The sequence below is a fragment of the Dehalobacter sp. DCA genome (assembly GCF_000305775.1).
Lineage (GTDB): Bacteria > Bacillota > Desulfitobacteriia > Desulfitobacteriales > Syntrophobotulaceae > Dehalobacter > Dehalobacter alkaniphilus.
On the sequence record NC_018866.1, the window covers coordinates 1,367,620 to 1,382,566 of the forward strand.

The window sequence follows — 14,947 nt, forward strand, 5'->3', positions numbered from 1 at the left end:
ACCCCTTCTCCTAAAGTTCAGCTTGTCTAAACAATTCGGGGTTTCTAGCTTGCTCCAGTTTTACATAACTCTCAGTTAACAGCGCGAGGGCTTGATAACAATTACTCTGAGCGTAGGTTCTGACATCCTTACAGAAATCCGGTAGCCATTGCGCTAAATGTTCTCCAAACAAACGCTGCTCGAAGTGCGTCATTTTTAAAAGAGCCGCTTTGTCATCCTTTTCCCAAGCCTCAGCTTCAATACTTGTAAAAATAGCCATGCCCTCCAATTCTGCACTGATATGACACGGCATTTGGGGAGGATTTACTTCCAGCCCTACTTCCCTGTATAGATTTTTGACGGCAAGGGTTATTTCTCCCATCAAATACACAAAACTCCCGTCTTCAAGCCTTTCCCGGTAGCATGATTCAAAGGGCGGACTGGGAAGGTGTTCGGGTCCAACAAATAATCGGGTAAACTCGACACGCCATTCGGTTAAAGGCTGCCGCAGCTTTGACATTCCTCGTTAATAAAGCTTCCCAGTAACTGCAAGTCCGCAATAAGCTCCGCATTTTCCGGGTTCATGCCAGCAATTTAGCCTCTGTAAAAATTTTGCAGCCCTTTATTGTACATTTCAATTACTTTGTGAATTATCCTCTAATTTATCGAATTTGCCTTAAAAATGGATATACCTCCCCCTACCCCAGAATTTCACATTCTTACTCAATTGCCTGATTTCTAAGCACTGCTAAAAACAAATTCAGCACGATACTTCAACAGATATAGTCCTTTCAATAAAAGCCTTACCACTTCTCGTTGAGTTGCAAAATGATTTCTCAAACGTCTAACTAAAAATGACTTCATGATATCTGATGATAAAGATCAAAGGGAGCACCGCTTCTATGGCATTCCCGCCATGCACAAAACAATGCTCAAAGCCACAGTCACGTTTTAAGTTATTGAAAATTGAGTTCTCGATATCCCAGCGTGCCCTGATTATCTTGAACAAGGTCTTCTGTGTCATATCCATACAAGTTGTTACGATCATAATCTGTGAGCGAAGCTTGTTCTTATGTTTTATTGCAAATTTCACAAACCGCAACGGTTGCTCCACGTTGTCCATAGTGAAGGTTGACTGGTAAACATGAACTTTCTCAAATCCTTGTTCATCTTTCCAAACCTCAACAGCTTCCGCCTTATTAGCAGTTTTTTTCGCCAACCGCAAACTATTATTATTATTGTTTTTTGCTCGGACAATTGCATCAATGCCCAAATCCTTGCGGTGGTTAATCCAGATGGAATTACAGGCGAGAGCATCATAAACTACAACATCAATCAAGTTCTTATGACTCTTCACGACGCTTGAAATCTGCCTTTTTGCTACGTTCAGCTCACCTTCATCTTTTGAAACAGCATCTTGTCCGGGCTTGTACATCTCGAAGTCAATAACCATTTAGGACCCATACCTACCGTAGGGCATGACAGCACCACTATGGAAATAATGAATCTTTTCTGCTTTGGTGCTTTTCAAGCATTCTGAACAGTTTTTCTTATTGCTCCCAAAGAATTTTGTTCCATCGATCGCGGCCACCATATATCCGTCAATGGTACCGTTTTCAAAAGCCTTATTCTCGACTGCTTTTTTTACAGTGTCCTGATTGATTTGTTTTAGCCCATCAATATTCATGACTTTAAGCGTATCTCTGATTGCATCAACCTGGAAAGCCGTATTTATACATCAAATCATCTTGTGCCTCGCAATATCCTGCGTGGTCATAACATACTCCTGTTTTACATATATAAAATTCACTGGTGTGTATATGATATTGTTCATGTTCTTTTTCTGGCGTTATATATTCTTAGAGTGATAAGTTCCCCTTCACGGTTCATCATGAACCCTTCCATAGTCCAACAATTAGACAGACCTTCCCCTCGGCGGGGAAGGTCATTTTTAGCCCATCAGCCTAAATCCCTCTGCATTAAATGATACAGATTGCTGCTCTTGCCGCCGTTCTCACGCCACCTTTTTTCCTTACGCAGACGGCCGCTTTTTTCAAGGTCAGCTATAGCACGTTTAACGGTGCTTCGGGACAGCTTTAACTCCTTGGCGATGGTACCAATCGCCGGGTAGCATTTACCATCCTTATCTGATCGGTCATGAAGGTACATATAGACAGCCCTGGCACGATGCGGAAGCTCCGAGGAATAAAGAGAAAAAAAGTAACCCACAGCTTCACCTCCTATTCAATCCGAACAGGTGCTTTTGTCCTGGCAGGCGCTTCCGGCTCCTGAATCGGTGAGTGAAGTATTCCGCCCGATGCGGATGGACCAGCTTCAGCTTCCTCCGTCACATCCACGCTGGCAGAGTGCCGGCGGATGATTTCTTCCTCTACCCTGTGTCTGTCGGCATACTCCACCCTCCGGGCCGATTTCTCGGAAATCTCATAAGGCTTGCCGAAGGTTATACCCCATTCCGTAAATAGCTTTAGCTTGGTACGCATCGGGTAGGTGCCCGTCTTTGTGATAACAAAATGACCCTTAGGCATAGACTTTAGCTCATCCGGTGTCATCAGCGGACGCTCGATCATTTGCAGGCTCTGCGACGGGTCGTTTTTACCCCGGCTGACGGAGCCGCTCATGACGGTCTTGCTTCCCATGGCTTTTGATAAAATCTGCGCTGATTCGCTATTGGGAGCAAAGCCGCCGAACACGGTATCCTGGCAGTTGTCAATGATGATGGCAGAGCCTTCGCGGCCATAGTTTTTCTCCAGCTGAGCAAAGCTCTGGATGATGGCTACAATGGACACACGACGGGAACGGGAAGCAGAGAACATCATCTCCGCCGACTCGATTTTGGGGATGGTTCCGATCTCGTCGAGAAACATCATCACACGGTTGGGGAGCTTTCCTCCATGCTCGTCAGCCACTGACAGGATTTCACGGTAGAGCTGCTGGACGATCAGGCTGATAATGAAATACTTTGTGTTGTCTTCCTCCGGCATTACCAGGAATATTGCACTTTTCTCTGTACAAAACTTCTCCGCATCGATTGCTGTGTCAAAGCACAGGATTTGCTCCAGCTCAGAATCCAGAAACGAATTGAGCCTTGACAGCGCCGTAGAAAGAACACTCTGCATTGCTTGTTCCGCAGTATTGAGTGCCGCCCCAGCGAACCACTTGGTCTTGTGCTCATCCGGCAGATGGACAAGGAGCAGCTGAAACAAAGTCCTGCCCTTGACGCCGCTGGGTGCAAGCAGATCCTGAATGAGCTTGAATACGGATACTATGTGCCTCTGCTTCGGTTCACAGTATTCCGCTATAAGCAGAATCACGGATGTCAGCAGTCCTTCCGCCGCGTCATAGAAGAAGGCATTTTGTCCAGCCATTGCCGTATCGAAACCTCCGGAGTTAATGATAGTCTTTGCGGTAATCTTTGCATACTTCTCCGCTCTGGCTTTAAATGCAAGATTCTGAGGATTATTGAGATATGCATCCATATACCGGTTGACCAGATGGAGAAGATTGTTTCCGTCCGAGCGGGTAGGGTTTCTCAGGTCAATGACTGCAATATCGTATCCATATTTTTCTTTTGCAATCCCGGCATAATTGCGGTAGAGATCGCCCTTGGTGTCGGTGGTCACAAAACTCATTCCGCAGGCGCAGGCATATTCTAGATTAGGATAAAGAAAGTTAGCGGTCTTGCCGACGCCTGCCGCGCCGATCATCAGACAGTGGATATCGTCATCGTCTACCATCGCATATCCGTGCTGAGCTTTATTATCAAACAGCGACGCTTTCCTCCAGCCGACTATCAGACCCTGCTCTTTCGGAAGGCTTTCACCCTTTCTCCACTTCTCCGGCTCGTAGGGAATTTCTGTATAAGTCTTTTTAATCTCCTGCTTCGTTGCCCAGCGCGCCGTACCGTGCTGGCCGTCGCCGACGGTTTTGGACTTGATCCCGTTTAAGGTGTAGTAATGCGCTATAAGCGATAACAAACCGATAACCCCGAACATAGACAGTCCGGCGGCTGATAGGATTATGATTTGGGATGTCTGCAACTCGATCCCTCCTTTACATGGTCATAGAAAAATTTACTGCTTGCTCCTGCACCGGCAACATCGATGGCAGCTCCTGCTCAACAAACATTATGGTTTTAATGCAATCCAGCGCAAGGAGCTGATAGGAGGACAGGAGCTTTTCCTTATCCTCCAGTGTACGGATGCCGATCATCTGAAGCTGACGGCTGATATTGGAAACGTCCTGTCGCAGCTGCTCCGCCTTGGTGCGAAGCCAGCCACGATCCTCATGGGGACGGTAGCTGTCCTGCAGCTTTTGAATGAGCTGCACCATTGTCACTGGCTGTTCCATCTGGCGCATTTGCCTTTGCATGGATGTCAGTGAGCTGGCTGCCATGCACTGCAGACATTCCCGAACAGCTTCCGAATTCAGAGCTGCTGTTTTGCCGGAGGCTAGTAGCGGCTCCACTGCCTCGGCGCACTCTGCAAGGAAGAAGTCAATGTCTTTATGCGCTGAAAGAGCATTGCACAAATCATGTAGCTCCCTAACAACCTTTGGCAGAAGCTCCAGCTTCGGATGCTCTCTTGCCGGGATGGGACTTACACCGTTTTTGGCTTTCAGATCCTCATTCCAGTCCTTGTACTGCGATTGCATTACTGAAATATCCCTATAGCCCTTTTCGTGCAGGATATCTTTCAGGCGGCTGACAGCCTCAATGCCTGCTTCATCATGGTCCAGGCACAGCACGACGCTTTTCAGATGAGGATTCAGCTCCAGCTGGCAGAGCATAGCGTGTTCCGATACGCCATCAAGCGTGACATAGCTGTGGTGCTTCCAGCCATCTTTATTCAGGGTGATAAACGACAGCATATCCACAGGCGCCTCAAAAACGTATAGTGTATCGCTTTCCCCCAACCGGTGAAAGCTGTATTTCGGATCACTGCCTTCCACGTTGCCCTTGTATGGCTCTCCCCGAGTATAGGTTCCGCGTTTGTGAGCATGACGGGGAATGCCGTTTTCATCCAGGCCCACAAATACTGCATTGTGATATTTCTTATCCTCATAAATCAGCTTTTCGTGGGCGAAGTGCGTCAGCACTTCCCTGTCTATGAAGCGCTGTTTGATAAGATAGGCAAACACTCGGCGCATATCCATATTGGCTTCTGGCAGCGCGAAGAATTTGCGTGTAAGCGGCACACTCTTGGAGGTCTGGTTCCATTCCACACCGGACTCGCCGCCGAGGAGCAGCGTAACGGCTTCGGGAAAGCTCATGTCATAGAACTGCTGGACAAAGTCGATGGCATGGCCGCCTTCTTTCCTGGAATGACGGAACCACTGACTGCCGCGCACGGTCACGCTGTCATGACGTTTCCAGCGCCACTCGCGGCCGGAACGAACGAGCTGTTCACCCTGCCGTTGGAGGAAGTCCACTAAATCCACTGAATTGGCCCGTTGTTTTTGTTCGTCTGTAAAGTGAATATATTCCATACTCCACTACCCCCTTAGTCAGCGTTTTCTCTTGCCGCACCGACGAAAAAAAGCCACCCGCCGATGAGCGGATGGTTTGGGTGATGTCGGTTTGATTTTTACGGGAATCGGTTCTTTTTTTCGGAGCAGTTTTGGATATTGCATCCGCATGTAAGCCCTCCTTTGTATTAATAGTTTGTATGCTTGAGTTCATGATCGTCCTGGGCGTGACCTTGGGCGATCTTTTTCTCACGGATTTTTCGACGCAGTTTGCTGTCCGTCTGCATGGCGGGACCGCCGGAAAGTCTTTGCTGTTCATCCCTGAAAATCCGGCTTAAGTGATGCAGGAGCCTTGTCGCTGCAAGTAACAGAAAGGGATTACTGAAAGTGTCCATATTGTCAAGAAAATACCGCGCGTAAACGTTACCCTGTTCAGCAGACAAGGTGAACCAGCGTACTGCGGCTTCACGGTCATAAGGGACATCCTCGCCCATAAGGAACAGCTTGCCGAGAGCATATTGTGCATGCTGGTTGCCCTGCTCCGCAGAAGCGGTCAGCCATTCAACAGCCGTTTTCACATCCTTGGGGTGACCGTCTCCCAGCAGATAGCGTCTTCCGAGGCGATACTGAGCGAATGAATTATTGGGAACCGACGCTTTCGTTAACAGTTCCGCAGAGTTTTCGGTATTCATCTCCTGCCCGTCATCGGGTAACTGCTCCGCTTCCTCATCTCCCTCTAAAGTAAAATAGTGACTGCTGATGCTCATGGCTTCGGAGATCACCATATTTTTTATGCTCTTAAATTCTTTCTGCCGCGAGAGCGGCAGTGGATCAGGAGTCTTGTCAGTATATGTTCGCAGGACTTCGTTCCGAAGCCCATGCCATTTTGCATAGGCTTCCGACACCTGCTCATTCTTCGCCAGCTCATCTACGATCTGATCCACGATTGCTTTAAGTGGCGCTTTTAGATAACCGTAGTGCTTCTTTCCTGAGGTGTGCTTCAACCGTTCTGCCAGATGCATGAGCAGTGCCTCAATAGTTTCGCTCTCACACACGCTCCCGCTCATCCTGCCTATAATCTCTCTTAAGGCTTCACGGCTCTTGCCGGCGAGCTCGTTTCTTTGAGTGGTTTGCTCAGCATATATCTGAATCAAATCCTGCTGAAAGATTTCCCTTGCCAGACTGCCCCGCATTTTATCAATTGCAGTCTTAGTGACATACCCTTCGCGGGGATTCACCGAGTGCACGAGCATGTGGCAGTGAGGATGATGGCCTTCGTTATGAAATGCAGCATACCAGCGCAGATTTTCCGGAGCTATTTTCATCTGCTCGGCAAGCATATTCCGCTGCTTGCGCAGGAGTGCCATCCATGCGGCGGCATTATCATATCCAAGCCGGGCGGCATCCTCCCGCCGCAGAGAAATGATAGGAGTCCAGACATTTCCGGTATGCTGGGCAACTTCTTCCATCACCTTTGACAGCACCAGCGGCGTATCCCCATCGGAAAACAGTCCATGGGTTCCTAGCTTCTCAGCACGGGGACGAGTAGCAATGTAATTGACATAGATCTCCTGATGGGATAGTTGATCCAGATTTTGATCCAGTGCTGAGCTGATGAATTCCGAAGCATTTTTCGTAGTTGGATGTTTGAGATAGTCCTCGTACTCGAACACATCCGCGGTATCAGGAAACTGAACGAGAATATCTTTGATGAGCATTTTCTGTTTCTGCGTGGCGGAGCTGTCGCGGGAGAAGGTAGATATTTTCTCCACGCCGTCGCGCGTCGCCACATACTCCACAAGATTCTCAAGATGAACCGCTGAGTTTTTTAAGTATCGACATTTGAAGATGATTTTCGGCATGGTTATTCACCCTTTTGGAATTTCGTAACATCCTCGAAGGTCACTGAGCCGATGGATTTCTTCACGTCGGCAACGCACTTTCCGCGCAGCCGATGCAGTGTGTTTTCATCCACCTCCGCTGTGGACGCTAGGATGTTCATCATCATGGACATCTCCACGGCCAATTTAAACATCACGCGGGCAATGCGGTTTTCCGACGTCCCGATGATGCCTGACATGGCCGAGGTGATAGCAGTTGGCAAAAACTTCATGCTATCCTCTGCCGAGATATAGCCGCAATAAAAGCGAATAGCCTTTTCAATAAACTCACTCTGACTTTTGCAGTTGTCTTTTTCATAGAGTTCCTGCACCCTTTGCTGTGTTTTAGGGTACATCCATAACGGAAATCTTTTTTTATTTTCCTCTGCCATAAGTTTTACCTCCATTTTTTTGAATTATAAAAAGCACCCTCTGGAATTGCAGCTTAAATTCCAGAGAGTGCTTATAATTCACTTTTAATATTACATTTATAAGATTATTAAGAGTATGAGTTAGCCTCAAAGATTATCATTTCATATCTATATATTTCATTCAAATTATTTGATATAGCAAGTATATGGATAATATGCAATTTGCAATTGCATTTTTACCGAGATTAGCTGGTCCGCGCCCTCTAGGTACCAAACTCCTAAATACCCGGCCGCCTCCCGCTGGAGCACTAGACGTGCGGAGGCGGTCATCCTGTTAGTGATAGTGAATTGCGGATTAAAAGAATCTCCTTTTTCAGCATTATCCGAGAGCCACATCAAGCTGTTCCAATGCTGTCACAATTTCATTGACCGTTTGAGAGTCAAATTCTGCCCGATCTGCTTCTTCATGAGTTCCTTTATTTAAGTATCTCCATTCCCTTGATTCACCGTTAATACCGAGTAGAGTTTCAATGGGAGTCAAAACAGCAGTTTTGTTTTGATCTAAAAAATCCGCTTTGGCAATTTTTGATTTTAGCTGCTCAGTTAGATTTCGGAGTTCGATAGGTGAGGTTACAGAACGCATTTTAATACTTAGGTTTCCATCGCCGTGTCTATTTACATAACGCCACACCTTTTCCTTTGTTAAAGATTCAAGGGCCTTCCTAGATTTGTCTAATGAATCTCGGATCTCGTTCTTATCATAGTGGGTTCGAGCGGCGATAACATAATTTCGTGGGGAGCAATTATGATTGACAGAGATGTTGAAATCGCTAATCTTTGGTAAAAAGGAGAGCGTTTTGGACTGATGTGCTTTTTCAGCTGATAACAGGTTTTGAATGTCTTTAAAAAACTCCTCACCATGACATGCCAAAATAATTTGTTTATCCTTAAAATATTCATCCTCAAACATTGTCCTTCGTATTGATTCGCGGTGTTCATCATCAATTGCATTTACAGGATCATCAAAGATGAGGAAAGGACAGTCTTCCTTAATATTTTTAGCCGTCAGTATTGCCAGACCAATACATCGGATATGGCCTTCGCTGAGAATATGCAAAGCATCGAAAAAGGTATTTGGATAATTATTAAACGAAATTTGCAGTCGCTGATTTTGTTGAAGTGGTAGCCTGATTGCTGCCAATCGCTCATGTTGGTGATCATGTCGATTAAAGGCGTTATATAGCTCTACAACCATTTCGCCTAAATCTGCAACCAGTTGAGCAGGAAGGCTATTTTTATAGTCATTCAGTTTTTGAACAAAGACTGTGTAGGCATTTGCTATTTTCTGGTTTTGGGCAACAATGCTCTTTTCAGTTTCAACATCCGTAATGAGCTGAGTATTTTCGGTTTCAAATTTTTCGATTGCTTCTTTAGCCTTCATAATTGTGTTGTTTGCGGTCTCCCTGCGAGTTTGCAATTTGACGATTTTTTCAGCAAATACACGAAGGCGTTTGAGCTCTTTTTGATTTTCAGTGCGCTTCTCTGCAACACAAGCAATCTCTTTGTCTACGTCTTCAAGATATTTAACCTGTGCTTCTAAATGTTGCCATGAGGTAAATCCATCACTTAATTGCTGATGAAGAGAATTCCACCAATCAATAGTAGGAACCTTCCCATCTGTTGTTTGAAACGCTGAAAGCTGGTTGTTTTTAGAAAAGCGTGAACAACAGATGTTAATGATCTGTGAAAGCTTGGTAAGTGAGCTGCTAATGCCTCCATTTAGTTTCTTAGTCGCCTCTTGCAGTTCTCCCAAATGATGAAGATTTTTCAATTCCGTGCAAGCGTGAATAAATGGATTTACAGTAACTTGCGAAAGCGGCGTATGACAGGCAGGACATTGCTCGGGGCTGTTATCCTGTACCTGAATCACAGCTTCATAAAGCTGTTTGAATGAAATCTGTTGATTGGCATTTGCCAAATCCTGTTTTTTGGTGTTTAACTCTCGAATGTCAGCGTCGATGGATTGCTGCAAAGTTTGCAGTTCAGAAAGCACTAGATTACCTTTTGTGCCAATTGGTTTTTGCAGATCCTCTTCCAGTTGCGCAATTAATCCATTTTTATCTTCATTACCATTCAACTCGATGATCATTTGAGAGAAGGTGCAGTCAGCGCGAAACTCTTTGGCCAACAGATTTTCATCTTCACCCAGTTTTTGCAGTTCTTCGGGTACAGTAGTTGCTAATTGCTGTTGAAAACCAGCAAGCACTTGCTTTTTTAATTTTAATTCTTTCTCTTTAGCGCCTTCGAGATCGATGTATCTATCCATCGAATCTGTAAAGTTACGGACAAACTCCGAGAAAGCATCCAGGCCGAAAAGCGTGGATATTAGTTCAGTTTGTTTAGCTGGTGCCTGCGCGGCAATACGGGAGAAATTGTCAATACGGTTCTTATCTACAAAACAAAAACGATACAAGGCTTCATTTGCAGAAATTGGAATGTCATTTTCTTGATTGTCTAAACCAATCAGAATTGGTGGAGTAAAACTATTGGTGTGAGCGTTTTTCAAATAGTCTTGCTGATTACGGAATCGTTTACTTTCCGCTTCGGCAACATTACCCAACAGACTATATTCCAAGGCTTCGCAGAAACTGGATTTCCCCGTGCCATTGGGGCCGTATATCAATACCAACTGACTGGCGAGATCAAAATCCTCTTGTTTTGCAAAACCACGAAACGGACCAACGGAAAAGCTTTTTATTTGAGTAATTCGACAGGTTTGTTCCGTCACTTGTTCCAGTGTGAGCTGAATATCTGAACAGATTGAATCCCAATTCGTTTGAGCTAGTTCTACCATCTTTTTAATACGTTGGCCCTGTGCGGTTGAAAGGGGAATCAATGTATCCAAATACTTCAATACAAGGTTAGCGATTTTTCGCACGTCACCTGGAATGCCTTCTATGCTGAGTGTTTGCATAAAACGGAGATATTCAGCCTGAATCATACGTAATACCCTCCACCGAGTGAAACCGAGCCAGCGCAAGCTTCAAATAAATTAACATACTCTTACTCCGGCATGGACGCCGGATTACTTGGGGCACGGGAATTTTAGATCACTCGCATTTTAATTAACATATTTTGCTTTCGCGCGGTATCGCCTATCAGGCGCAGGAGAGTGATGTCCGATTATCTCCTCTTCACGGTATCCTTCGTAAATCATCCATAATGCAATGTTATTAACGACGTATGTCGTGAATACTTACTGTACCAGAAAACCAACTTCGCATTATTAGCCTTCGGCGCAGTTGGGTTCTTCTCTTGTTATAAACAAACTGCGAAGCTCGAAAAACTAGAATTTGTCGCGTTGTTTATTTTGTCCGGTTCAGACATCATTCCGGTTTACCAGTATTCTCATCCACATGTTCGTGGAATACGGTAAAGCTTTCGCTGAGATCATGGATACAGTAGATCTCTGTCTATTCGCTCGTTATCACTATCAGCGGCGTCTTGCCGCCCGAATCCTTTATATACTTCTCTGTACTGGCGATAAGCTCAAGCTGATCATTAGACACTAAGGATTTCGAAACTCCTGGCTGCGCTATAATTATTGTGAACTTTGGCCTAAGTAATCGCGATTTATCAGCAATGTCCATGAGTTTCGACTCATTCCCAACTATAATACCGCTATAGCCGTGTTTGCGTCGGCGATTTTTTTCACGGTATATAAGCTTTTCTATCATCGCTTCCTGATTCAATCTACGCTTAATTGATTTTTGCGCCTGTCCGCAGACTTCATATAAATCCTTAATTCTTGCGCCGGGATGACCAGTAGAGTATTTGCAATGTACAAGATTCACAACGAGATTACTACTTTCAATTTTTAACGCTACAATATCGGCAACTTCACCTGCTCCATCGTCATCGATAATTATATCCCAGTTATCCAACGTTTTTATATGTTCAATTACTCTGGCTTGAATACTTTTGGGATTTCGTTCTCTACCTTGAGATTCAACACTCAAGTCAATGCCGCTCCAATCGATAGCATTAAGTAGTTCCTTTCGATAAGCTGGGGCGTTTTCTTTTGGTATTATCAAGACCATTTCCGGTTCAATTATAGCTTCTTTATTTAGCAAAACCCGAAGGCCGTACTCATTCAAGAAATCAACAAACGGCACTGTCGATCTTGGCCGTACATAAAAGGCTGTATCTCCATTACCGGCAGTAGAAAAGAGCATCTTGCCACGGTTCATCGTAAGTTGATATTTTGCTTCGGCACCATCGGGCGTTGATACGGTAAATGGGATTGGCCCACTGTCATTATTATCTGTTACCGTGAGATCGATGTCATTAAACGATGCTGTGGAATCTCCTATTTGAATCTGAATGCTCTCACCAACATCGAGCCACGATTCTGTAGGCCACTCAAGACCAAGCACAACAAATTTTTCAGGCCTAGTCTGTAATGGTTTCGGGACAATAAAACCATCCATGACTGCGGCCGGATCGATGCTTGGATCATTAAGCTTTGCACCTATCGATTCTGCCCACGTCATCCATTGCTTAATGTTAATTGCTGCTTTGTGACTCCATATGCGTCCTTTTAGCGATGCTCCCACACTCAACCTTTCTCCGCTTTCGCTATCCAGACCATGGGCAAATATATTTGTTTGTGACTTGTTTCGACGAGCTTCTTCATCTAGGGCCTCAATTACATCTGCACCCACTCGTAATTCGAATTTGCTATCCCTGTTTCTGGTATCAAGGAGACCGACATTGGTTGCGATTCGTCGATTCAAAGATGCCATTGTTTTATAAACGCTTCCGCCTTTGTATAACTCTACGGATTCCCCACATATAGCCTCTGCTAACTCCTTGAAAACGCCTTCATTATTGGATGCGTTGATGTAAAGCATGTGATGCGTTGAGTCCCAGTATGCGACAAATAGATTATAACTGGTCTGCGCGATACTCTTAACATCTCCCCAACTGACCGCTTCCACGTCTTTAGTAACGAACCATGCTACATGTTCAGCGTGATTAATTGCAGGCTGGTTGATGAGTCTATCCTTATATAAGTTTTCTATTCGTTCTGGACACCAAGAAGTTGTCTGTGTTTTATAAGCAACGGTGCTCATTTTAGGCGATAAGTTAACAATCGAGATGTCATCTGGTAAGTTAGAAAAAGCTTGTTCAAACTCACTCATCTCTTGTTGTTCTTCAATAGCATCAGCTGATATATTGCGAATAACCTTATTCCAGTCTGAGTCTTCTGCATACAACTCACGAAGCCTAACATCTACATTACGATGACCACGACCGACTACTGCGGTTGCGTCGCCTAACCGCATGCCGCCCACGCGCGCAAACCGACCTATAAACTGTAGTGTTACACCAAGGCTCCTATGCGGATCGTGAATTGCGGCAATTTTTAACGCCGGCAAATCAAACCCTTCGCCTAACATATCGACACATACCACGATTTTGCTCTCCAGGTTTAGTAACTGACTCAGCCTTTGTCTGCTCGTTTTAGGCTTGAGACCACTGTATAGAACTATCGGTTTAAGATCTGGCGCCAACTCTTCATATAATGGTAAAAGTTCATCCGCTCGCTTTTTTGTTTTAACGCGCGCCATCAGTACGTGATCATAATTATTTGATAGATCTTCTCTTAGTTTCCCAATTGCAGTTATTGCTATTGCACGATCTATATCATTAAAATCGACTACTGAGATATAGTTTATTTTGGAAAACACTCCAAGCTCTTGTGCATCTTTGAGTGGAAATGAATATATTATTTTCCCGCCCAAACGTTGACCGTCTTCACGAAATGGTGTTGCGGTAAACTGGACAACTGGCTTACCAATGAAACTATCTCTCATCTCTTTCCAAGTAGCTGCCGCAATATGGTGCGCCTCATCGACAAAAAGATGAGTAAATTGTTCCAGAAAAGCGGCACGTATTGTAGACTCGTTTTCATTCAAAGCTGATACCGTTGCAATGACTACATTACATGCTTTTGCAAATGCCTTTGCACCGTCTTTTGTCTTAAAACCATGTTCCACCTTTCCCACAACCGGTTTCATAGCCGACAAACCAATGACTCCAAATTCTTGTAAAACTCCATAAGACTCAAACTTTTTGGCAATTTGAGTGCGTAGGGCATCAGATGGAACAATTACTAATAATCTTGGTATACGGTGTGCAGCGAATATTGACACCATCGTTTCGGTTTTTCCGGTCCCTGTCGGCATAACAATTGTTACAGGTTCTTTAACTGAAAGTGTCCAGTTGGCCGATACTGCATGCAACGCACCAATTTGTGGCAATCTAAGCCCTTTGTCTGTTGCATTTTCTTGTTTATATGAAAATTGATCTACTAGCGAATTTAGTACATCAGTTGCAGATATCAGCTCGGGTTGATTGAGCCACTCGCAATTATTTATCTGAAAAGCTGGATCAGTCAAATAGTTAGCCCTAATAAAAGGCTTTTGAGGAAACTTGCTTTCATTACGATTAAGTAAACGATAGCGTCTTTTACTGTTAAATCTAACATAGTTGCTTTCCCCAGTGCTTTCAAACGCAACAATGCCACTAGGTTCAACAAGTTGCGTAGCACTATTACCATCGACTATAAACGCATTCGCATAAAGTGAAGGTACTCTATTTTCTGCTGAACTAGACATATATTACCCTCCTTTATTGCCATTTCGAAACGTTATATTTCGATAGTTTATTACCACATAATGGGATTGCTATGCTATTAAATGTTTGCCTCGCAATTACTCTTACATGTTAAAAATGATCTTCCCATTATTGCTATAACCAATAGCATCCCAAATACTTAAAAGGTTCCCATTATAGACACAATGCATATGTAATTTTTGCTGTATTAATCATAGTTACAAACATAATTTTGAGTATTACTTTAATTATTCGACACGCATCAATAATTACCTTTAAATGGCAACAGCATGTTTAAAATCTTCATCTTTAACTCCCAGACAAATCCCATTGTGTCAGCACTGACCACCTAAAAAGTGTCTATTTTTTGCAACTTTTAGCCTTTTTCGACTACCTTTAAGGTAACCGGATCTTAACTTCCGACCCCGGCGTGAAGCGTTCTTCAGCCCGCATTGCGGGCTGATGTGATTCGAGGGGAGGTCGCCTGCGACCACCCCTCTTTAACCTGCATGGTTTTCGACCCCATGGTTCACCCCTCAAATCGGCTTATAT

11 protein-coding genes are annotated in these 14,947 nt (G+C 44.5%); all 11 read right to left on the reverse strand.

Features of this window, described 5'->3' with window-relative positions; genetic code table 11:
* Positions 1–10 precede the first annotated feature (10 nt).
* The 11 genes from DHBDCA_RS06525 to DHBDCA_RS06575 all read right to left on the reverse strand — a co-directional run bounded on the left by DHBDCA_RS06525 (position 11) and on the right by DHBDCA_RS06575 (position 14,397).
* A complete protein-coding gene (locus tag DHBDCA_RS06525) occupies positions 11–499 on the reverse strand; it encodes a TorD/DmsD family molecular chaperone (protein WP_041226364.1) in 489 nt (162 codons plus the stop codon).
* A gap of 324 nt (positions 500–823) precedes the next feature.
* Entirely contained in the window at positions 824–1,432 is a 609-nt protein-coding gene (locus DHBDCA_RS06530; protein WP_015043412.1) for a transposase, read from the reverse strand.
* Positions 1,433–1,666, reverse strand: coding sequence for a hypothetical protein (locus tag DHBDCA_RS06535; protein ID WP_015043413.1), 234 nt, complete (start codon positions 1,664–1,666; stop codon positions 1,433–1,435).
* Between the two features lie 272 nt (positions 1,667–1,938).
* Positions 1,939–2,208, reverse strand: coding sequence for a helix-turn-helix domain-containing protein (locus DHBDCA_RS06540; RefSeq protein WP_015043414.1), 270 nt, complete (start codon positions 2,206–2,208; stop codon positions 1,939–1,941).
* Positions 2,209–2,219: 11 nt separating this feature from the next.
* The gene (locus DHBDCA_RS06545) at positions 2,220–4,037 is read right to left on the reverse strand and encodes a VirD4-like conjugal transfer protein, CD1115 family (RefSeq protein ID WP_015043415.1); all 1,818 of its coding nucleotides are present in this window, start codon (positions 4,035–4,037) and stop codon (positions 2,220–2,222) included.
* Between the two features lie 13 nt (positions 4,038–4,050).
* Entirely contained in the window at positions 4,051–5,484 is a 1,434-nt protein-coding gene (locus DHBDCA_RS06550) for a DUF3991 domain-containing protein (protein ID WP_041226366.1), read from the reverse strand.
* A gap of 18 nt (positions 5,485–5,502) precedes the next feature.
* The gene (locus tag DHBDCA_RS15880) at positions 5,503–5,634 is read right to left on the reverse strand and encodes a hypothetical protein (protein WP_256364956.1); all 132 of its coding nucleotides are present in this window, start codon (positions 5,632–5,634) and stop codon (positions 5,503–5,505) included.
* 17 nt (positions 5,635–5,651) lie between these two features.
* A complete protein-coding gene (gene mobP3, locus DHBDCA_RS06555) occupies positions 5,652–7,325 on the reverse strand; it encodes a MobP3 family relaxase (RefSeq protein WP_015043417.1) in 1,674 nt (557 codons plus the stop codon).
* A gap of 2 nt (positions 7,326–7,327) precedes the next feature.
* Complete coding sequence (locus tag DHBDCA_RS06560) at positions 7,328–7,735, reverse strand: hypothetical protein (protein ID WP_015043418.1); 408 nt, start codon at positions 7,733–7,735, stop codon at positions 7,328–7,330.
* A 358-nt stretch (positions 7,736–8,093) separates the two neighbouring features.
* Positions 8,094–10,715, reverse strand: coding sequence for an AAA family ATPase (locus DHBDCA_RS06570; protein ID WP_015043419.1), 2,622 nt, complete (start codon positions 10,713–10,715; stop codon positions 8,094–8,096).
* Between the two features lie 472 nt (positions 10,716–11,187).
* Positions 11,188–14,397, reverse strand: a complete 3,210-nt coding sequence (locus tag DHBDCA_RS06575) for a DEAD/DEAH box helicase (protein WP_015043420.1) — start codon at positions 14,395–14,397, stop codon at positions 11,188–11,190.
* Between the last annotated feature and the right edge of the window lie 550 nt (positions 14,398–14,947).